The organism is Pseudomonas eucalypticola (assembly GCF_013374995.1).
In the GTDB taxonomy this organism is placed as follows: Bacteria; Pseudomonadota; Gammaproteobacteria; order Pseudomonadales; family Pseudomonadaceae; genus Aquipseudomonas; species Aquipseudomonas eucalypticola.
The window spans coordinates 2,685,297-2,703,633 of the sequence record NZ_CP056030.1; the positions used below are offsets into that span (position 1 = coordinate 2,685,297).

Annotated in this window: 17 protein-coding genes; 8 read left to right on the top strand and 9 right to left on the bottom strand. The window is 66.5% G+C overall.

Features of this window, described 5'->3' with window-relative positions:
• Window positions 1–4 precede the first annotated feature (4 nt).
• Window positions 5–1,030 (top strand): LacI family DNA-binding transcriptional regulator, encoded by a 1,026-nt coding sequence (locus tag HWQ56_RS12125; RefSeq protein WP_176570626.1) that lies wholly within the window; start codon window positions 5–7, stop codon window positions 1,028–1,030.
• A gap of 606 nt (window positions 1,031–1,636) precedes the next feature.
• Here HWQ56_RS12125 and HWQ56_RS12130 read toward each other — a convergent pair.
• The 3 genes from HWQ56_RS12130 to HWQ56_RS12140 are packed head-to-tail and all read right to left on the bottom strand — an operon-like array spanning window position 1,637 to window position 5,606.
• Window positions 1,637–3,046, bottom strand: coding sequence for an efflux transporter outer membrane subunit (locus HWQ56_RS12130; RefSeq protein WP_176570627.1), 1,410 nt, complete (start codon window positions 3,044–3,046; stop codon window positions 1,637–1,639).
• Window positions 3,047–3,048: 2 nt separating this feature from the next.
• Window positions 3,049–4,080, bottom strand: coding sequence for an HlyD family secretion protein (locus HWQ56_RS12135; protein ID WP_176570628.1), 1,032 nt, complete (start codon window positions 4,078–4,080; stop codon window positions 3,049–3,051).
• Complete coding sequence (locus tag HWQ56_RS12140) at window positions 4,077–5,606, bottom strand: MFS transporter (RefSeq protein ID WP_176570629.1); 1,530 nt, start codon at window positions 5,604–5,606, stop codon at window positions 4,077–4,079. The genes HWQ56_RS12135 and HWQ56_RS12140 overlap by 4 nt, the downstream gene beginning before the upstream one ends.
• Window positions 5,607–5,686: 80 nt before the next feature.
• Here HWQ56_RS12140 and HWQ56_RS12145 point away from each other — a divergent pair, with 80 nt between their 5' ends.
• Window positions 5,687–6,442 (top strand): IclR family transcriptional regulator, encoded by a 756-nt coding sequence (locus tag HWQ56_RS12145; RefSeq protein ID WP_176570630.1) that lies wholly within the window; start codon window positions 5,687–5,689, stop codon window positions 6,440–6,442.
• Window positions 6,443–6,482: 40 nt separating this feature from the next.
• Here HWQ56_RS12145 and uraH read toward each other — a convergent pair whose 3' ends face one another.
• Window positions 6,483–6,881, bottom strand: a complete 399-nt coding sequence (gene uraH / locus HWQ56_RS12150) for a hydroxyisourate hydrolase (RefSeq protein WP_176572393.1) — start codon at window positions 6,879–6,881, stop codon at window positions 6,483–6,485.
• An 18-nt stretch (window positions 6,882–6,899) separates the two neighbouring features.
• A complete protein-coding gene (locus HWQ56_RS12155) occupies window positions 6,900–7,367 on the bottom strand; it encodes a GlcG/HbpS family heme-binding protein (protein WP_176570631.1) in 468 nt (155 codons plus the stop codon).
• A gap of 136 nt (window positions 7,368–7,503) precedes the next feature.
• Here HWQ56_RS12155 and HWQ56_RS12160 point away from each other — a divergent pair, with 136 nt between their 5' ends.
• Window positions 7,504–8,178 (top strand): heavy metal response regulator transcription factor, encoded by a 675-nt coding sequence (locus HWQ56_RS12160; RefSeq protein WP_158154841.1) that lies wholly within the window; start codon window positions 7,504–7,506, stop codon window positions 8,176–8,178.
• Window positions 8,171–9,556: a heavy metal sensor histidine kinase gene (locus tag HWQ56_RS12165; protein ID WP_176570632.1), complete on the top strand. Its 1,386-nt coding sequence runs from the start codon at window positions 8,171–8,173 to the stop codon at window positions 9,554–9,556. Before HWQ56_RS12160 ends, HWQ56_RS12165 begins: the two co-directional genes overlap by 8 nt.
• A 54-nt stretch (window positions 9,557–9,610) precedes the next feature.
• Here the strand turns inward: HWQ56_RS12165 and HWQ56_RS12170 are convergent, their stop codons facing one another.
• The 3 genes from HWQ56_RS12170 to HWQ56_RS12180 all read right to left on the bottom strand — a co-directional run bounded on the left by HWQ56_RS12170 (window position 9,611) and on the right by HWQ56_RS12180 (window position 12,875).
• Complete coding sequence (locus HWQ56_RS12170) at window positions 9,611–10,837, bottom strand: MFS transporter (protein WP_176570633.1); 1,227 nt, start codon at window positions 10,835–10,837, stop codon at window positions 9,611–9,613.
• A 270-nt stretch (window positions 10,838–11,107) separates the two neighbouring features.
• Window positions 11,108–11,470: a hypothetical protein gene (locus HWQ56_RS12175; protein ID WP_176570634.1), complete on the bottom strand. Its 363-nt coding sequence runs from the start codon at window positions 11,468–11,470 to the stop codon at window positions 11,108–11,110.
• A 127-nt stretch (window positions 11,471–11,597) separates the two neighbouring features.
• Window positions 11,598–12,875, bottom strand: a complete 1,278-nt coding sequence (locus tag HWQ56_RS12180) for an MFS transporter (RefSeq protein WP_176570635.1) — start codon at window positions 12,873–12,875, stop codon at window positions 11,598–11,600.
• A 205-nt stretch (window positions 12,876–13,080) separates the two neighbouring features.
• On the opposite strand from HWQ56_RS12180, the gene HWQ56_RS12185 reads away from it, so the two are divergent.
• The 3 genes from HWQ56_RS12185 (at window position 13,081) to HWQ56_RS12195 (ending at window position 15,815) form a co-directional block, all read left to right on the top strand.
• Window positions 13,081–13,626, top strand: coding sequence for a cytochrome b (locus tag HWQ56_RS12185; RefSeq protein WP_176570636.1), 546 nt, complete (start codon window positions 13,081–13,083; stop codon window positions 13,624–13,626).
• Window positions 13,627–13,693: 67 nt separating this feature from the next.
• A complete protein-coding gene (locus HWQ56_RS12190; protein WP_233270950.1) occupies window positions 13,694–14,791 on the top strand; it encodes a glycosyltransferase family 4 protein in 1,098 nt (365 codons plus the stop codon).
• Window positions 14,784–15,815 (top strand): hypothetical protein, encoded by a 1,032-nt coding sequence (locus tag HWQ56_RS12195; protein ID WP_176570637.1) that lies wholly within the window; start codon window positions 14,784–14,786, stop codon window positions 15,813–15,815. The genes HWQ56_RS12190 and HWQ56_RS12195 overlap by 8 nt, the downstream gene beginning before the upstream one ends.
• Window positions 15,816–15,833: 18 nt before the next feature.
• Here the strand turns inward: HWQ56_RS12195 and HWQ56_RS12200 are convergent, their stop codons facing one another.
• Complete coding sequence (locus HWQ56_RS12200) at window positions 15,834–16,667, bottom strand: glycosyltransferase family 2 protein (protein ID WP_176570638.1); 834 nt, start codon at window positions 16,665–16,667, stop codon at window positions 15,834–15,836.
• A gap of 355 nt (window positions 16,668–17,022) precedes the next feature.
• Between HWQ56_RS12200 and HWQ56_RS12205 the strand changes: the two genes are divergently transcribed.
• Window positions 17,023–18,306 carry an MFS transporter gene (locus HWQ56_RS12205; RefSeq protein WP_176570639.1) on the top strand — a complete coding sequence of 428 codons (1,284 nt, stop codon included), beginning with the start codon at window positions 17,023–17,025 and terminating at the stop codon, window positions 18,304–18,306.
• Window positions 18,307–18,337: the final 31 nt, after the last annotated feature.

Consider the following 18,337-nt stretch of genomic DNA (forward strand, 5'->3'; position numbering starts at 1 on the left):
GCATATGGCCGAACAACCCTTGGGGCACGTGTGGAAAGGTCCCACCGTCAACGAGATCGCCAGCCTGGCGAGGGTAGGGCCTGCCACCGTCGACCGCGTGCTCAACAACCGGCCGGGCGTGCGCGACGGGACGCGCCTGAAGGTGTTGGCGGCGCTGGAGAAACTGCGGCGTGAGCTGGCCGATGGCAAAGCGGCGGTGCGCATCCGCTTGTTCTGCGATTCGGGGGAAACCTTCAACGCGACCCTGGCGGCTGCCGAGGCCCAGGTGAACAGCACCACCCCTGGGGTCGTGGTGCAGGGCCACTACGTGGCGACCAACCAGGTAGACCCTGGCGCGTTCGCCGACCAGGTGCAGGCGCAGGGGGCGCTGGCCGATGGGGTGATCGTGGTCTCGCGCGAACACCCCGCCATCAACCGCGCCGTGCGCAAACTCTGCAGCCTGGGCATTCCCGTGGTCTGCCTGACCACCGACCTGCCCAACTCGGGGCGCAGCGCCTACGTGGGCAATGACCAATACGCCGCCGGTAGCGTTGCTGGCCTGCTGATCGGCAATGCCTTGCCCAAGGTGGCGGCCAAGATACTGCTGGTCACCAGCGTGCCGTTTCGCTGCCAGCAAGAGCGCGAGATGGGGTTCCGGCGGGTGCTGCGCGGAGAGTTCGCGCACCTCAAGATCGACGAGCGGGTGATTTCCGATGATCAGCCACACACCACCGCCGCGCAGTTGTCCCGCTACCTCGATAAGCATGGCACCCCGGCCGCCATCTACAACGTGGCGGGTGCCAACCGCGGCGTGGCTCAGGCCTTGGACAGCCTCACCGTGCCTCAGCGGCCGTTGTTCGTGGGGCACGAGCTGACCGTGCATACGCGGGCGCTGCTGGAGGCGGGGCTGATGAGCTACGTGATTGCCCATGATTTCGTCGGCGAACTGGCGGCTGCGGTGCGCTGGGTGAAAGGGGCCATCGACGGCGCCGTGGCGCCCCCGGGGCCGACGCAAATTCTGATTCATACCAAGTTCAATTGCGGCGCGTGAGAAAAGTGTGGCACTGGCGGCTTGCGATTGGATGGAACGCTCATTCCAACAGGTGGTGTCCGCCTTCGGTGCGGTATCAGGTATGTCGCCTGTGCTGCCGACGCGGCCAGGTCCGCTGCTACGCGCAGCGCCCGTGAAGCACCCCGTAGCAGCGGACCCGGCCGCGTCACAAACGCCGCGCGGTATCAGGTGTGTCGCCTGTGCTGCCGACGCGGCCAGGTCCGCTGCTACGCGCAGCGCCCGTGAAGCACTCCGTAGCAGCGGACCCGGCCGCGTCATGAACGCCGCGCGGTATCAGGTATATCGCCTGTGCTGCCGACGCGGCCAGGTCCGCTGCTACGCGCAGCGCCCGTGAAGCACTCCGTAGCAGCGGACCCGGCCGCGTCATGAACGCCGCGCGGTATCAGGTATATCGCCTGTGCTGCCGACGCGGCCAGGTCCGCTGCTACGCGCAGCGCCCGTGAAGCACTCCGTAGCAGCGGACCCGGCCGCGTCATGGACGCCGCGCGGGATCAGGTATATCGCCTGTGCTGCCGACGCGGCCAGGTCCGCTGCTACGTGGCAGCGGCTCGGCGTCGAAACACGGCTGCGTGGCCGAGGGGCGGCTCAGGCTTTTGGCCAGCCGCCGCCCAGGGCGCGGTACAGGCGCACCCGGTCGAGGGCGGCCTGGGTGGCGCTGTCCACCAGGTCGCTCTGGGTCTTGAGCAGCGCGCGCTGCACGCCCAGCACGTTGATGAAGTCCACGGCACCCTGGGTGTAACGGTCCCGCGCGGTGCTCAGGGCGATGGTGTTCTGGTGAACGGCTTCGGCCAGCGCGGTGTAGTGCTGTTTTTCCGCCGAGTAGTCGGTCATCGCATCGTCGACTTCATGCCAGGCCCCCAGCACCACGCGCTGGTAGTCGATGGCCGCCTGTTGTTCCTGACGCTCGCGCAGGGCCAGCGTGCCGGTCAAACGGCCACCCTGGAAAATCGGCAGGTACAGGCTCGGGCCGTAGGACCAGGTGCGTGAATTCCAGTCGCCGAAGTTGGCGCCGTCCAGCGCCTGTGAGCCCAGGCTGGCGCCCAGGCTGATGCGCGGGTAGAAATCGGCCTTGGCCACCCCGATAGCCGCGGTGGCACGGTGCAACGCCGCTTCGCTGGCCTGAATGTCGGGGCGCCGCTGCGCCAGTTCGGAGGGCAGGCCCACCGGGACATCGGGGGCGGGGTCCGGAATCGCTTTCGCCTCGATCAACTGCGCGCGCAAGGCGCGTGGCGCCTGGCCCAGCAAGAAACTCAAGGCGTTGATCAACCGGTCCTGCTGAGCGCTGAGCACGGGCAACACGGCTTCAATGGTCGATACCTGGGCCGCGGAGTTGGCGGTGTCGAGGTTGGTGGTCACGCCGTTTTCGAAGCGTGTCTGGGTCAGGCGGTTACTCTGCCGGGCTATTTCCAGGTTCTGCCGGGCCACCGCCAATTTCGCCTGCACGCCGCGCAACTGGATGTAATCGCTGGCGGTTTCGGCGGCGATGCTCAGGAGCACGCCATTGCGCTGGGCCTCGGTCAGTTGCACCTCGGCATCGGCGGCCTCGACGCTGCGACGCACATGGCCCCACAGGTCGACTTCCCAACTGGCGTCGATGGCGCTGCTCCACAACTCGAAGGGCGCCTCGCCGTTCTGGTTGGATTCGTCCAGTACCCCGACCGAGCTGTTGCGGGCGCGCTTGTAGGCGCCCGTGGCGCTGACCCCAGGCAATTGCTGGCTACCGGTCACCTGCCGCAACAGGCGACTTTGTTCCAGCCGGTTGCTGGCCGTGCGCACGTCGAGGTTATCGCGGGTGGCTTGCTCCACCAGTGCCGTCAATTGCGGGTCGCCCAGTTGCTGCCACCACTGGCGGTCGGCAGGGCCGTCCAGGGTCGAGCCGCCTTGCACGCTGTCCTGCCAGGTGGCCGGCAATGCCGCGTGCGGGGCCTTGAAGTCCGGCCCCACCGAGCAGGCGCCCAGGCTGGCCAGGGCGAGGAAGACGAGGGTGCGCTTCATCATCAACGCCCCTTCGCCGTATCGACGCTGGCCACCACCGACATGCCAATGCGCAGGCGGTCCAGGTCAGGCTGGTTCTGTTCGAAGACGATTTTCACCGGAATGCGCTGCACCACCTTGGTGAAGTTGCCGGTAGCGTTGTCCGGGGCGATCTGCGAGAACGACACGCCGGTCGCCGGGGCGACGCTGTCGATGTGGCCCTTGAAGCTGTGGTCGGGGACACTGTCGACGTGCAACTCGACCGCCTGGTGCGCGCTCATGCGCGCCAGCTGGGTTTCGCGAAAATTGGCCACCACGAAGGCTTCATTCAGCGGTACCACGGCCATCAGTGGTTGCCCTTGGGCAACGTAGGCGCCCACCCGCACGGAGCGCTGCCCGACCATGCCGTCCTGGGGGGCGGTGATGCGCGTGTAGGACAGGTTCAGGTCAGCCTGTTGCAGCGCGGCCTGGTCCTTGGCCAGGTCCGCCTTGGCCACTTCCAGCTGGGCCTTGAGTACCTCCAGGGTCTTGCTGGCGGCCACGCGCGAGGCTTCGTCACGGTCACGCGATGCCTGCCAGCCCTGCAGGTCGGCGTCGGCCTTCTGGCGCTCCTGCTGGGTGCCGGCGCCCGCATTGGACAGGTTCAGGTAGCGCTGGGCATTGGCCTGGGCGAACTTCAACGAGGCGGCGGTGGCGCGTGTGGTGGCCGCCGCCTGCTCGATCACCGCGGCCTGGCGTTCAATGCCGGCCTGCAGGTTCTGCAGTTGGGCCTTGGCCGCCTGCACATTGGCCGCGGCCTGCGCCTGGGCCACCAGGAAATCACGGTCGTCGAGCTGGGCCAGCAGGTCGCCGGCCTTGACCGGCTGGTTGTCCTGCACCGTGACTTGGGTGACCTGGCCCGCGACGCGGGGCGCGATCAATACCGAGTCTGCCCTGACGTAGGCGTCGTCGGTGTTCTGTATGTCACTGCTACTGAGCACCCGGTAGCCGGTGTAGACGACGCACAGGGCGACGGCGGTGCAGATCAGGCTGAGGGCGGTTCTGTGTTGTTTCATGGCGATACCGGGGGTTGCGGTGGATAGGCGCGCTTGGGCAGGGTCAGCAGCACGACAAGCAGAATGGCGACGACGGCCAGCAGTGCCAGGAAGGCATCGCTGAAACTCAGCACATACGCTTGTTCGCGTACCCGCTGGGCCACCGAGGCCAGGGCGTGATCGGGAAACAGTGGGGTCAGCGCCTGGTAGCGGCTACCCAGGCCGTCGAGCAAGGTGTTGGAATGCAGGTGTTCGCGCTGGGTGACGAAGTTTTCCAGGGCCGACGCGCCCACCACCGAGAACAGGCCGCGCAGGGTATTGACCATGGACGACGCGAACGGCCCTTCCATGGGTGCGATGACGCCGGTGGCGTTCATCAGCAGCGGGACCACGATCATCGGCTGGGCGAACGCGTGCATGATCTGCAGCAGATAGAAGTCATCACGAACCCATTCGGTGGTCAGCATCGAGCCACCGACGCAGGCGGCGGCCATCAACAGCAGGCCGCTGCCCATCACGTAGCGCGAGTCCACCCAGTTGCGGTTGATCACCAGCGCCACCAGCGGCGCCAGCAGCAGTTGCGGAAGGGCAATCAGCAGCGCCGTGGGCATGGTCTGCAGGTACCGGTAGCCCTTGATCTCGGTCAGGTACAGCGACGGAATGGCGCCGCCGGCCAGGGACAGCAACAGAAACAGGCACAGGGTGGTGATGCCGAAGGCGAAGTTGCGTCGCTCCAGCAATTGCAGCTTGAACAGCGGCAGCGGGTGGAACCATTCGTTGAGCAGGAACAGCGGCAGGCATACGGCCGCGCCCAGCAACACCAGGGAAATCAACGGTGAATCGAGCCAATCGAGCCGTTCGCCCTGGGTCAGGGCCACCACCAGCATGGAGAAGCCACAAACACCCAGCAGCGCACCGCGCCAGTCCGCCTGCTTGAAACGCTCCAGGCGCAGCGGGTCCTGGGGTAAACCGTAGGCGATCAGGCCGGCGCCGATCAGGCAACTGGGCACGATCTGCCAGAACACCATCCGCCAGTCACCGCCCTCGGTCCACAGGGCGGCCAGTGGGGTGGCGAGGTTGGGGCCGAAGGTTGCGGTCAGGGCGTAGGCAGACAACCCGTATAGCTTGATGTGCCAGGGCAGAAAACGCAGCGCGGCGGTCATCAGCAAGGGCGGCAACGCTCCCCCGGCCAGGCCCTGCAGCACCCGTAGCGTCACCAGGCTTTCGAAGTTGGGGGCGAAGGGGATCATGATCCCGAACGCCGTGAACGCGCAGGTGACCACCACGGCGTAGCGGCGAATGGAAAAGGTCATGGCCAGCCAGGGCGACAGCAGCATGGCGCTGACTTCCGCCGCGGCATAGGCTGAGCTGATCCAGGTACCTTCGTCATGGCCCAGGCCATAGATACCGAGAATATCGACCAGCACGGTGTCGGTGACGCGGTCGTTGATGCCTGACGTCAGGGCGGCGAGCAAAACGCCGACCAAGCCCAAGGCAAGTCGCCAGCCGAACGGGGCTGGCGCTGGAGGGGGAGTAGGGGCTGACAAGGGTGTTCCTGCTATGGCATGAGGCGTTGCAACCTAATAAGTGATACACTGTACTGACTGATGATACATAAGGCAAGTCAATGACCCACTCTGAATGTGATCGTGGTGGCGTGCAGGTGATCGCGCGGGCGGCGGCGATTCTACGCAGCCTGGAGAACGAACCTTCGGGCCTGAGCCTGGGGGCCATCGCCAAGAAAAGCGGGCTGCCGCGCTCCACCGTGCAACGCCTGGTGGACGCGCTGGCGCATGAGCAGTTGCTGGAAGTGCATGGGCGCGGTGGCGTGTGCCTGGGGCCGGCGCTCATGCGCCTGGCGTCCCACAGCCATGTGGACATCACCCAGAAAGCCAGGCCCTACCTGGAGGAGTTGTCACGGGTGACCGGGGAGACGGCGGTATTGATGGGAGCCAGCGGCTCGGAACTGATGATTCTGCATTCGGTGGTGTCGCCGCATGCCCTGCGCGTGGCGCCGGTGGCCGGCAACTTCCTGAATATCCACGCCACCGCCGGCGGCAAGGTGCTGCTGGCGGCGATGCACGACAGTGTGGTGACCCGCTTGCTGGGCACCGAATTGTCGCCGCTGACGCCAAAGACCCCGACCCTGGCGCAGTTGCTCACGCAACTTGAAGAAATTCGCCAAGGTGAGTTTGCCGCCGATTTCGATGAACACACCCTGGGCGTGGGTGCCATCGCCATCGGCCTGCAGACACCCCAGGGCCACTACGCCATTGATGTAGTGGGGCCGGTGTGGCGCATGGAGCCGGTCACCGAGGCGATCAAGGCTGCGTTGCGCACCTGCCGTGATGAGCTGCTCGATGCCATGCGCAGCATCGCTTGAGGCCTTAGCGCAAGGCTGCGGCCCGGGCGGCGCGCAGGGCTCACGAACCCCGGTAGGTGCTGAAGCCGTAAGGGCTGAGCAGCAGCGGGATATGGTAGTGCTGGTCGGTATTGCGCACCTTGAAGATCACCGGTATCTCGGGAAAAAAGGTCTCATGCCCGACGCGCTGGTAGTAGTCGCCGGTCTTGAACACCACGCGGTACTCACCTTGCTCGAACGTACGCCCGGCCGGGAACAGTTCGCCGATGCGGCCCTGCTCATTGGTGGTGCCGTGGGCCAGCATCTGCCAGTTCGGGCCCACATGCTGCTCCAGGGTCACCTCCACGCCGGAGGAGGGCACGCCGGTTTCCAGGTTCAGCACGTGAACGCTCAAGGGGTTGGCCGCCATGGCCATGCCCGACAGGGCGCCAAGGCCCACGGCCAGAATCAGTTGCTTCATGTGCATGGATTTACTCCTTCAAGGGTGAATGGTCAGGCCCAGGGCGGTGGCCGCGGCGGTTGCGCATTGCTCGTCCTGCTGGGCGCCGCCGGCACCCGCCACGCCCACGGCGCCGACCAGCTGTGTACCTTCGAACAGCGGCACGCCGCCGCCCAGCAACAACAGTTCGGCCAGGGTGTTGAGGTTGCTGGCCTCGGGGTTGGTGCGCGCCCGCTCGGCGAACAGCCGGGTCGGCGTGCGGGTGGACAGCGCCGTGTAGGCCTTGCGCCGCGCGGCGTCGGCGTTGTGGGGACCCACGCCGTCGGCGCGCTGGGCGAGGATGGGGTTGCCACCGCGGTCCAGCACGCTGACGGCGGCCTGGCAGGGTGCGGCGTCCACCAGGCGGCGAGCGCTGGCCAGGTCCAGTTCGGGGTGCTGCGGCAAGGCGGCGTGGGCCTGCGTGGCGGCGAGCAGCGCGGCGCACACCAGTAAGGGTTTGAGCGACATCTGACGGCTCCTGTGGGCAAGAGCCGTCACCTTAACCAGCGGGCGCCCACAGAAAACCGTCAGGCCCATTACAATTTTGTAATGGGCAAGCGCCTCGTACAGGCCTAGCCTATGCGCAGCCCAAACGAGGTACGTGATGCATTTGCTGGTAGTGGAAGACGAAGCCAAGACGGCGCAATTCCTGGCCAAGGGCCTGGTTGAATCGGGGTTCAGCGTGGACGTGGCGCTCAATGGCCTGGATGGGCGGCATTACATCGAGGAGCAGGCCTACGACCTGATTATCCTCGACGTGATGTTGCCCGGCCTCAATGGCTGGCAGTTGCTCAAGTTGATTCGCCAGCGAGGGGACACGCCGGTGTTGTTCCTCACCGCCAAGGACGCCCTGGAAGACCGGGTGCGTGGCCTGGACCTGGGCGCCGATGATTATCTGGTCAAGCCGTTCGCGTTCGTGGAGTTGCTGGCCCGGGTGCGTACCCTGCTGCGCCGCGGGCCCGCGCGGGAGATTGAGGTGTACCGCATCGCCGACCTGGAGCTGGATGTGCTGCGCCGTCGGGTCAGCCGCGGCGGCCAGCGCATTGCCCTGACCAACAAGGAGTTCGCCCTGCTGCACCTGTTGGCCAGCCGCCGTGGTGAAGTGTTGTCGCGGACCCTGATCGCCTCGCAGGTGTGGAACCTGAATTTCGACAGCGACACCAACATGGTCGAAGTCGCCGTGCGCCGCTTGCGCGCGAAGGTCGATGACCCCTACCTGCCCAAGCTCATCCATACCGTGCGGGGCGTGGGCTATCAGTTGGATGCGCCCGATGAATGAGCCGGCCCGTGGGCCGTCGCTGGCGTGGCGGCTGGCAACTGCGTTCGCCCTGGTCTGTGCGCTGGTGCTTGGGGTGGCAGGCGTGTTCCTGTACCGCAGCCTCGAAGCGGAACTGGTCTACCGCGATGACCAGGCGCTGCTGGGACGCCTGGAGCAGGTGCGGGCCCTGATCCAGGACAGCGACAGCCTCGACGCCTTGCAGCAGCGGCCACGGCTTTACCAGAACATGCTGGCCAACCAGGAAAGCCTGCTGCTGGTCAACCGCGCCGACGGCACGCCTGTGATCACCATCAACCCCTGGCAGCAGGCCTTGCCACCCCTGACGCCCATCGTTGACCCGCGCAGCCCCCTGGCCAGCGACATTCAGCGCTGGCCCGGCCTGGTGCTCCTGGCGGGCAGCACCCAAGGCCCGCGGGGTGAGTCGCTGACGGTGGTGGTGGGCAAGCGCCTGGCTGAACGCGAGGCCATGTTGGCCAGCTACCGGTTGCGGGTCTACCTGGCCGTGGGGTTTGGCGGGCTGCTGGCCTTTGCCCTGGGCCTGGTGCTGTTGCGACGGGCATTGCGGCCTCTGGGACACCTGGCGGCAACGGTCGCGGGCATCGAATTGCGTAGCCTCGACCGTCGTCTGAACCTGCGGGGCATCCCGCGCGAACTGCACGAACCGGTGCAGGCCCTCAATGGCATGCTGGCGCGTCTGGACGACAGCTTCCAGCGGTTGTCGCAGTTTTCCGCCGACCTGGCCCACGAAATTCGCACCCCCTTGCACAACCTGTTGGGCAGCAACGGCCTGGCCTTGAGCCAGCCGCGCAGCAGCGCCGACTACCAGGAAGTACTGGCTTCCAACCTCGAAGAATTCGAGCGGCTGAACCGCATGGTCGAAAACCTGTTGTTCCTCGCCCGCGCCGACCATGGCGAACGCCTGCTGAACGGCCAGCCCATCGAACTGCACCCTTTGGGTGAGGACTTGTGTGCTTATTTCGAAGCGCTGGCCGAGGACCGGGGGCTGCGACTGGACAACCGCCTGCAGGGTACCTTGCAGGCCGACCTGCAACTGCTGCAACGGGCTTTGGCCAACCTGCTGGCCAATGCCGTGCGCCACGCCACGCCGGGCAGCACCGTCATACTGGGTGGGGCGCAGGGCCGGCTGTTCGTCAGCAACCAGGGCGAGCGCATTGGTGCTGCTCATGTCGACAAATTGTTCGACCGGTTCTATCGCGTGGACCCCTCACGCGCGGCGCCGGGCGACTCCGGTGGCCTGGGCCTGGCGATCGTGCGTTCGATCATGGACCTGCATGGGGGAACTGTTGAGGTCAGCAGTGACGAGCAAGCGACAGTGTTCAGTCTGGTCTTTCCTCCGATTGGTCACCCGTCTTTGTAGCGGGCGCGGTGTGCCTGATATTGCGCGGCGTGGGTGACGCGGCCGGGTCCGCTGCTACGGCGGGATTGGGGTGCTTTTCTGGGTGGCCAGGCCCAATAGCAGGGTCAGGCCGATCGCGGCGGCCAGCAGTGCCGTGACACCCGGCCAGGCCGACTGCGCCCAGGCGATTCCGCCGACCCAGCCCAGCACGGCGCCGCCGGCGTAGAACGCCATGAAATACAAGGTCGATGCCTGGGATTTACCCGTGCGCGCATGGCGCGATACCGCGCCGTTGGCCACCGAGTGGGTGGCGAAGTAGCCGACCGTGAACAGCACCAGGCCCACCAGAACCAGCAGCAAGTAAGGCGCCAGCATCAGCATCGCCCCCGCCGCGCACAACCCCAGCGACCCTATGGTCACCGGTTTCGAACCGTGCCGGTCGGCCAGTTTTCCGGCCAGTGTCGAGGCGTAGATGCCGGCCAGGTAAGTCAGGAACAGCGAGCCGGCCAGCGAAGGGCTCAGGTTGAAGGGGGCCTGCGTCAGGCGAAAGCCCAGGAAGTTGTAGACCATCACCAGGCTGCCCATCATGAAGAAACCGGTGACGTAGGCGCGCTGCAGCGCGCGGTTTCCCAGGTGCAGTCGATACGTGGCCAGTAAGGGTTTCAAGCCCGTGCGCTGCGCGACGAAATGCCGTGAGCGCGGTAACAGGTAGGTGAACAACAGGGCCGAGGCCACACCCACCGCGCCCGTGGCGACCAGGCTGGTGCGCCAGCCCCAGGCGTCGGCCACGAAACCGGCCAGTACCCGGCCGAACATGCCACCGATGGCGGCGCCGCTGACATAAACGCCGGCCGCATAGCCGGAGTCGGACAGGGCGATCTCTTCGGCGATATAAGCCATCGCGATGGCCGGCACCCCGCTGAAGGCCGCGCCTTGCAGCGCGCGGTAAAGCAGAAAGGTCGTCCAGCTATCGGCAGTGGCCGACAGCACGCAGACCACCCCGGAGGTCAGCAAGGAGGCTACCAGCACCTTCTTGCGGCCCAGGCGTTCGGAGACCAGGCTGGCCAGCGGCATCAAGAGCCCCAGGATGCCGATGTTCACCGACAGGGACAGGCTGGCCTGGGCAGGTGTGATGGAAAACGCCTGGGTGAACAGCGGCATCAGCGGTTGCACGCAATTCATCAGGGCGAAGGTCGACACGCCCGCCAACGTCATGCAGATGGCGATGGCACGGAATGCGGCGCTGCCGCGGGTCACTTTATCGAGGGGGGCGGTTGGAGCAGGGGAAGGCTTGGCATTCATCCAGGTATAGTCCGACAGGGTGCGTGGTGCTGGCGGGCAGGTACGCGCGGTACCTGGCCAGGCGCAACCATACCATGGGCACTGGGCAGGTCGGGCAAGGGGCGCGTGGGATGGATCGGTACTGTGGAGAATGCTCGGCCTATCGTCAGGCCGCTGGCCGGGCTTTACGTCGAACGGGAACAATAGCAGGGTCGTCAAGGCCCGCCGGCACAGGGGCCGATGCCAGCGAGCTTTCGGACTGCGCTCGCTGGCGTCGGCTTGGGCGCCAGCTCAGGAACCACTGCCAGATTTACCGCTGGAGTTCGGCTCGGCGGGATGGCTGGTGCTGTCACTGGATCCGGCGCCGGAAGGGGTTTTGTTGCCTGGGCTGGAGTTGCCACCGCTGCCCGCCTCGCCGCCCGAACCGGGCAGGGCGGTGCCATTGGTGTTGGCGCCATTGGAACCCGTCGGCGACGATGAGGTGCCGGGGGCCCCTGTGGAGTCGCCCATGCCGCCACCCCCGGTGGAACTGCCCCCGGCGCTGCCACTGGCCCCACCGCCCGCGCCACTGGCGCCGGTCGCTGCCATCAGGGGCATGGAAAGGGCGCAACTCAGTCCTGCTATTACCAACGCATAGCTCAGTTTCTTGTTCATGTTGAAAGCCTCGTCGTGGTTGATCACTGCCGTTTGCTTCAGTGCCTCTTGAGCTGTGACCCTTCCCGGGCAGAGGGAATTTTAAAAAGATGCACCCAGGGCGATGAACGGCGCTCGGGTGCCTCCGTCAGGCCGCCTTGGAAGCTGCCTCCACGTCGCCTGCGGCTTCGTCCATGGCGGCTTGCAGGTCTTGGGTCACCCGCAATTCCACACCGGTGGGGGACATTTGCGCCGCTGCTGCGAAGGGCGCGGCGGCGTGCGGCGCGCTGCGTTGGGTGCGGCACCAGCCGAAGTAGGCGAGCATCACCAGGTTGAGCAGCGCAAACGCCCAGAACAGTCCGTTTTCACCGACCTTGGCCATCAGTTGGCCGACGGCCAGGGGGCTGAGCGCCGAGCCCAGGGAGTTGATCAGCAGCAGGCCCTGAATCATCGGCACCACCGCGCCGGCCGGCGCCCGGTCGGCGGAATGGCTGACGGCCACCGGGTAAATGGCGAAGATGGCGCCGCCCAGCAGAAACAGCGCAGCGCCCAGCCCCAGGCTTGACGGCGGCAGCGCCATGATCACCAGTGACAAGACCAGGCAGGCGGTGCACAGCACGATCAACACCGATTGCCGGTCCTGACGGTCAGACCACCGCCCCACGGGGTATTGCAGCACCATCGCGCCCAGGATCACCCACGCCATCATCTGCCCTACCTGGCCCAGGCCCATGCCCAGGTGCTTGAGGTACAGCGGCAGCAAGGTGTAGACCGCGGCGATGGCGACGCCGGATCCGAAGCAGCCCATCACCCCGGTGGGTGTGACGCGCAACAGCTGGCGCGGGGACAAGGCATCCACCCTTTCTACCAGGGGAGTGACGCGTGGGATCATCACCACGGGCATCACCGACAGCGATGCCAGTGTGCCGATGATCAGGAACGGCGCACTGTCGCCGAGCCCCGACACCAGGCCGATGGCCGCCTGGCCGAACATGCCCGAGCCATACAGGGCGATCATGTAAACGGCCAGCACCCGGCCCCGGGACTTGGGGTCCGAGGCCAGCAGCAACCAGCTCTCGATCACCAGGTACACGCCCACGCACGCCCAGCCATTGATCAGGCGCAGCACGAACCAGGCACTGATGTCGCTGCCCAGGCCTTGCAGCAGCACAGTGGCGGCGATCATCGAGGCAAAGCAACTGTAGGCGCGGATGTGCCCCACGCGCAGGATCAGCCGGTCGTTGAAGAACGACCCCAGCGCCAGGCCAATGAAGTAGGCCGATGACACCCACCCGATCTGCAGGGCGGAGGCGCCAGCGGCATCCAGGCGCAAGGTGGTGATGGACGACAGCAGGCCATTGCCGAGGCTGACGATAAAAAGCCCGAGCAAAGGCGCCAGCGCCATGGCCAGGAGTTGTGGAGACATTGGAACCTCAAGTGGTTGCGTTGACGCGTCGGGGCATGACGGGCCGCGGGTGCTTGCGGCGCTCGGGAAAGGCTCTGGTACGCGGCCGCCGGTGCAGCGGGGCGCGCAATTCTATGCGTTTTTTGGTGTTTGGCTAGTGCCGTCCGGCGCGTCGCGATGTCTCAGGCCCCATGAGCTAATCTTCAGGCGTGGCAGGCGACGACAGGTGGTTCACGATCTCATGGCGCGGTACACCGGCATTGCTCAAGCGTTGCACTGGCTGACGGTCGCGGCCTTGTGCCTGCTATTGCCTTTTGTCTGGGTGGCGGAGAATTTTCCGCCAGGCCCGATCAGGGTCTTCTGGTACATGGCCCATGAGTCCATGGGCATCAGCGTGTTCCTCATGGTGCTGATGCGCCTCACCTGGCGCTGGGGCCACCCCGCGCCCGCCTACCCGGTGGGCACCCATCGGGTCACCGTGGTGCTGGCAGGGCTGACCCACGGCTTGCTGTACCTGGTGTTGCTGGTGATGCCCGTCACCGGCTACCTGATGGCCGGCAACGGCCAGGACGTGCCGTTCTTCCGGTTGGTCGACCTGCCGGGGTTTGCCCATGACGAAGCGCTCGGCAAGGCTGCCGATACGGTGCATGTAGCGTGTCAGTTCGCGGTCTATGGGCTGATCGTGCTGCACGTGGCCGCTACGGTCTGGCACGTGGCGGTACGCCGTAACGGGATGCTGGAGCGGATGCTGCCGCCCCAGCGGCTGCCCTGAGCGGACATCTGCACGGAACCAATGCCCTTGGCTGGCGCCTGAATGAATAACCAGAAGGAGGCAAGGCATGTGGCGCGGCTACCAGCCAGACGATTCCAGCACACCGATCGCCCAGGGCCATGCGCCGCTGCGCATCGGGGTGCTCACCCATATTCGCTTTCCCGTGTGCCAACCGTTCGCCGGCGGGCTGGAGGCGTTCACCCACGACGTGACGCTGGGGCTGCGGGCCCGGGGCCATGCCGTCACCCTGTTTGCCAAGGGCGGCAGCGCGGTCGAGTTGCAGGCCGTGGCCGTGCCGGACGAGGACGCCTGTCGGCATCCGAGCCTCAGCAGTGCGTACGTCGCTGAGCACCACGCCTACCTGAAGCTCATGCAGCAGATCGATGATTACGGCTTCGACGTGATTTTCAACAACAGTCTGCATTACGTGCCGGTGACCATGGCGTCGCTGATTCGCACGCCGATGCTCACCGTGCTGCATACGCCGCCGTTCTTCGAGATGACCAATGCTCTGCGCGGCGACCGCCAGACCGGCCGTTTCAGCACGCCGTCGGCTGCCAACGCCCGGCAGTGGCGCGAGGTGGTACCGCACTGCACCGTGATTCCCAACGGCATCGACCTGCGCGGCTGGCAGCCCACGGGGGCCGTGGGCGAACATGCGCTGTGGTTTGGCCGGCTGGTGTCGGACAAGGGCGCGCACCTGGCCATCGACGCCGCCCGCCAGGCGGGCATCCCCCTGCGCCTCGCCGGGCAGGCAGTGGATGACGCTTATTTCAAGGCGCAGATCCAGCCACGGCTGGGGCCCGGTGTCCATTACCTGGGCCATTTGCAGCGCCCTGAGCTGGCCGCCGAACTGGCCAGCGCCGCCGTGGCCCTGGTGACGCCTTGCTGGGATGAGCCCTTCGGCCTGGTGGTGGCCGAGGCGCTGGCCTGCGGCACCCCGGTGGCCGCGTTCGACCGCGGCGCCATGGCAGACCTGATCAGCGAGGAGGTGGGCTGCCTGGTGCCCCCCAATGACGTGGCGGCGCTGGCGCGGGCCATGATCGTGGCCCGCGGAAAATCGCGCCAGGCCTGCCGGGCGCGGGCCGAAACCCTGTGGGACCACGACCTGATGCTGGACCGCTACGAAACCTTGTTGGCCGACGTGGCTGCGCGACATGCCTGAGCCACAGGTGGGGTACTACGTCCATCATCACGGCGCAGGCCATGGGGTACGGGCCGCGCATATCGCCCAGGCGTTGCGCGTGCCCGTCACCCTGATTGGCTCGCGGTTGCCCGACGACTTGCCGGTAGGCGTACGCAGCATGCCGTTGCCAGGCGACACCGCGCCGGGCATGCGGGTCGAGCGCCTTGACGCGCTGCACTACGCGCCGTTGGCCGTGGATGGCTTGCGCGAGCGCATGGCGCTGCTGGCGCGGTGGTTTGTCACCCACTGGCCGTGCGTGCTGGTGGTGGATGTCTCGGTGGAAGTGGCCTTGTTCGCGCGGCTGTGCGGGGTGCCCGTGGTGTACGTGCGCCAGCACGGCCTGCGTGATGATCCTGCCCACCGCCTGGCCTATGAAAGTGCCAGTGCCCTGCTGGCGCCTTACCCGCAGGTCATGGAAGCCGGCGACACGCCGCAGTGGCTGCGCGACAAGACCGGCTACAGCGGTTGGCTCTCGCGGTTCGCTGGCACGCCTCGCACCGCGCCGCGCAAGGCCCAGGTGCTGATCATCACCGGGCAGGGCGGCACCGGCCTGTCCGTGGGCCTGATCGAAGCCATGGCCCGCCGGTGCCCCGGGTGGCAGTTTCGTGTGGCCGGCAGCCTGCCGGCTGGTGACCCCGGTCCGAACCTGCAGTGGCTGGGACACCTTAAAGACCCGCGCGTGGAAATGCACCAGGCTGAAGTCGTGGTCGGCAGCGCCAGTGACAGCCTGGTGGGCGAGGCGGCTTCACTGGGTTGCCGCTTCATTGCGGTGGCCGAAGACCGGCCCTTCGACGAACAGCGGCTGCAGGCACGGCGTCTGAATGAACTGGGCGTCGCCATAGGACTGGAGCAGGGGTGGCCCGCAGCGCCCCAGTGGCCGGCGTTGTTCGAGGCGGCGCGGACACTCGACCCCAGCCGCTGGCAGGGCTGGGCGGACGCCAACGCAGCCTCCCGCGCGGCGCGGCTCATCGAAAGCACCCTGGCCGCATTCAGCACCCCGTAACGCCGCCGGCACGTCCGGTCAACTGCCTGAAGAAAGTGCCCGGGCCACGTCTTCGGGTGAGGGTGCCTGGATGATCTCAAGGTGTTCGTCCGTCCAGCGCACCAGGCCCAGTTCGCTGAACGCGCGCAGCCAGCCCTCCATGGGCCAGACGCCCCAGCGCCGGTAAAAGTGGCGGGCATTGGTGACGATGTCGGCGAAATGGTTCAGCGGTGGTTCGTAACTGGGGTGGTACTGATGGAAGGCCACCGCCGCATGATCCAGCAGGGGCACGCCCGCCCGCCGCGCGCGAAACGCGAAATCGGTGTCTTCACCGCCATAGCCGCGGTATTCCTCATCGAAGCCACCGATGCGCGCGAACACCTGGCCGGTGCAGGCGAAGTTCAGCGACCAGAACAGGTGATAGGGCAGGGCGTTGCCAGGCCCGGTACGAAACCGCGCCACGGGATGCTCGGCGCCCCGTGCAGATAGCTCGGCCTCGGTCCAGCCGGAACGGTTAGCGCCTTCGGGCAGGTATCGCACCTGGCCCATGTGCAGGGCATCGGGCTGCGCCAGCAGGCTATCGCGGTACTGCGCCAGCAGGTCATGGGCGGGAATGCAGTCGACGTCGAGAAACACCCACGGCGCCTCGGGATCGATCGAGGCCACGCAGTTGCGGGCCCTGGCCAAGGGCAAGCCTGCCGGTTCATCCAGGCGCAGGGTCGTGATCGGAAAGTGCGGGCTGCTGAACGCACCGGGCGCCTCGTTCATGTGCACGATCCACAGCCCCCGGGGCAGAACGCTGGAGGCCTCAAGGCCTTGAATCAGGTTGGCCAGGTGGGGGCGGCGGCCGTGTACCAGGGTCAGGACGTTCATGCGTGGGCAAACCTGCTGACAGAGCGGGGAATGAGCGCCTGGACACGGCGCGGGCAGTGGCCGCCTGACGCGGCGACCACAGGCACATTGACCGGGCGCGGGCCGCAGCGGTTTCATTTATTTGCCCAGTGGGCTGTTCACTGGCCAAGGGCGCGCTTGGGCGCGCCTTGCTCCGCTGCTACCGTTCGCCACGTTGCGACCGCCGGCCCCGGCCGGGTTGCCCGTGCTGATCGACACGCGCAGGCCGCACGCCTGACATAAAAAGAACCGCGCGCTGCATCAGCGATTGGCACCTGCGCGGGGGCCGGCGTCGCAGTAGCATCGGGGCAACTACAAAAAAACACAGGATCTCCCCATGCGACTAGGTTGGTATTCAGCGCTTACTCCGAAGGAAAAGCGCACCTACTGGGCCTGCTTCGGCGGCTTCACCCTCGACTCCATGGACTCCACCATCTACGCGCTGATGATGCCCGTGCTGATGACCGTGCTGGCCCTGAGCAAATCGGATGCCGGCATGCTCGGTTCAGTATCGTTGATCGGCAGTGCCATTGGCGGCTGGGGCGCGGGGCTGCTGGCCGACCGCTACGGCCGCGTCCGGGTGATGCAGGGAACGGTGCTCTGGGTGGCGCTGTTCACCTGCCTGGCGGGCCTGTGCAGCAGCTTCTGGGAGTTTCTGCCGGTGCGTTTCCTGCAGGGCATCGGCTACGGCGGCGAGGCGGTGGTCGGTGCGGTGTTGATCAGCGAGGCCATTGCCCCGGCCCTGCGTGGCCGGGTGGCTGCCTCGGTGCAGAGCGGGTACGCAGTGGGGTACGCCATCTCGCTGACCATGATGCCGGTGGTATTCGCCTGGTTACCCGAGGCCATCGCCTGGCGGGCGTTCTTCGCCATCGGCCTGCTACCGGCGGCGCTCATCTGGTTCATCCGCCGCCTGGTGCCAGAGTCGGAAGCCTTCACCCGCGCCGCCGGTACACGCCAGCGCGTCGACCTGCGCGAGATTTTCGGCGGTGAACATCGCCGGGTCACCCTCATCAGCACGGTGTTGGCCAGCGGCATTTTTGGCGGCGCCTACATCATGATCACCTGGCTACCCACGTACATGCGCATGGTGCTCAACCTTCCCGTGGCTTCTACCTCCGGTTACCTGGCGGTGAACATCATCGGCTCGCTGCTGGGCCCGTTCATCTATGGCCGCATCAGCGACGGCATCAGCCGCGGCAAAGCGTTCATGTTGTTCCTGGTGTGCCAGGCCTGTGTGGTGGCGGTGTATACGTTCGCGCCCATCAACATGGCCGTGACCCTGGGGCTGGGCTTGTTGCTGGGCGCCTTCCAGGGCGGGCTGGCGTCCGGGCTGCCAGTGGCGTTCGCCGAGTTGTACCCCACGCGTATCCGCGCTAATGGCGCAGGCTTTTGCACCAGCTTCGGCCGCGGGTTCGGTTCGATCATGCCGGCGGCGGTGGGGTTCGCCTCCACCGAACTCGGCCTGCCGACCGCCATGGGGGCGTTCGCCATTACCTCTTATCTGATCGCCTTCATCGCCGCCCTGTGCCTGCCCAATGCCACTGGCGCCGACATGACCGAGGAGCAGCCACGCAGGGTGCAGGACGGCGGCGATATGCCCGTCGTGCACCCGCAGCGCTGAAGAACGCAGTGGCGGCCGCTTACCGCGTCGT

Bases quoted from the DNA above. Each gene is read 5' to 3' on its own strand.
- HWQ56_RS12200 (WP_176570638.1), bottom strand. From the start codon at position 16,667: ATGAACGTCCTGACCCTGGTACACGGCCGCCGCCCCCACCTGGCCAAC.
- HWQ56_RS12125 (WP_176570626.1), top strand. From the start codon at position 5: ATGGCCGAACAACCCTTGGGGCACGTGTGGAAAGGTCCCACCGTCAAC.
- HWQ56_RS12175 (WP_176570634.1), bottom strand. From the start codon at position 11,470: ATGAACAAGAAACTGAGCTATGCGTTGGTAATAGCAGGACTGAGTTGC.
- HWQ56_RS12155 (WP_176570631.1), bottom strand. From the start codon at position 7,367: ATGTCGCTCAAACCCTTACTGGTGTGCGCCGCGCTGCTCGCCGCCACG.
- HWQ56_RS12205 (WP_176570639.1), top strand. From the start codon at position 17,023: ATGCGACTAGGTTGGTATTCAGCGCTTACTCCGAAGGAAAAGCGCACC.
- HWQ56_RS12165 (WP_176570632.1), top strand. From the start codon at position 8,171: ATGAATGAGCCGGCCCGTGGGCCGTCGCTGGCGTGGCGGCTGGCAACT.
- HWQ56_RS12180 (WP_176570635.1), bottom strand. From the start codon at position 12,875: ATGTCTCCACAACTCCTGGCCATGGCGCTGGCGCCTTTGCTCGGGCTT.
- HWQ56_RS12190 (WP_233270950.1), top strand. From the start codon at position 13,694: ATGTGGCGCGGCTACCAGCCAGACGATTCCAGCACACCGATCGCCCAG.
- HWQ56_RS12160 (WP_158154841.1), top strand. From the start codon at position 7,504: ATGCATTTGCTGGTAGTGGAAGACGAAGCCAAGACGGCGCAATTCCTG.
- HWQ56_RS12195 (WP_176570637.1), top strand. From the start codon at position 14,784: ATGCCTGAGCCACAGGTGGGGTACTACGTCCATCATCACGGCGCAGGC.
- HWQ56_RS12145 (WP_176570630.1), top strand. From the start codon at position 5,687: ATGACCCACTCTGAATGTGATCGTGGTGGCGTGCAGGTGATCGCGCGG.
- HWQ56_RS12130 (WP_176570627.1), bottom strand. From the start codon at position 3,046: ATGAAGCGCACCCTCGTCTTCCTCGCCCTGGCCAGCCTGGGCGCCTGC.
- uraH (WP_176572393.1), bottom strand. From the start codon at position 6,881: ATGAAGCAACTGATTCTGGCCGTGGGCCTTGGCGCCCTGTCGGGCATG.
- HWQ56_RS12170 (WP_176570633.1), bottom strand. From the start codon at position 10,837: ATGAATGCCAAGCCTTCCCCTGCTCCAACCGCCCCCCTCGATAAAGTG.
- HWQ56_RS12135 (WP_176570628.1), bottom strand. From the start codon at position 4,080: ATGAAACAACACAGAACCGCCCTCAGCCTGATCTGCACCGCCGTCGCC.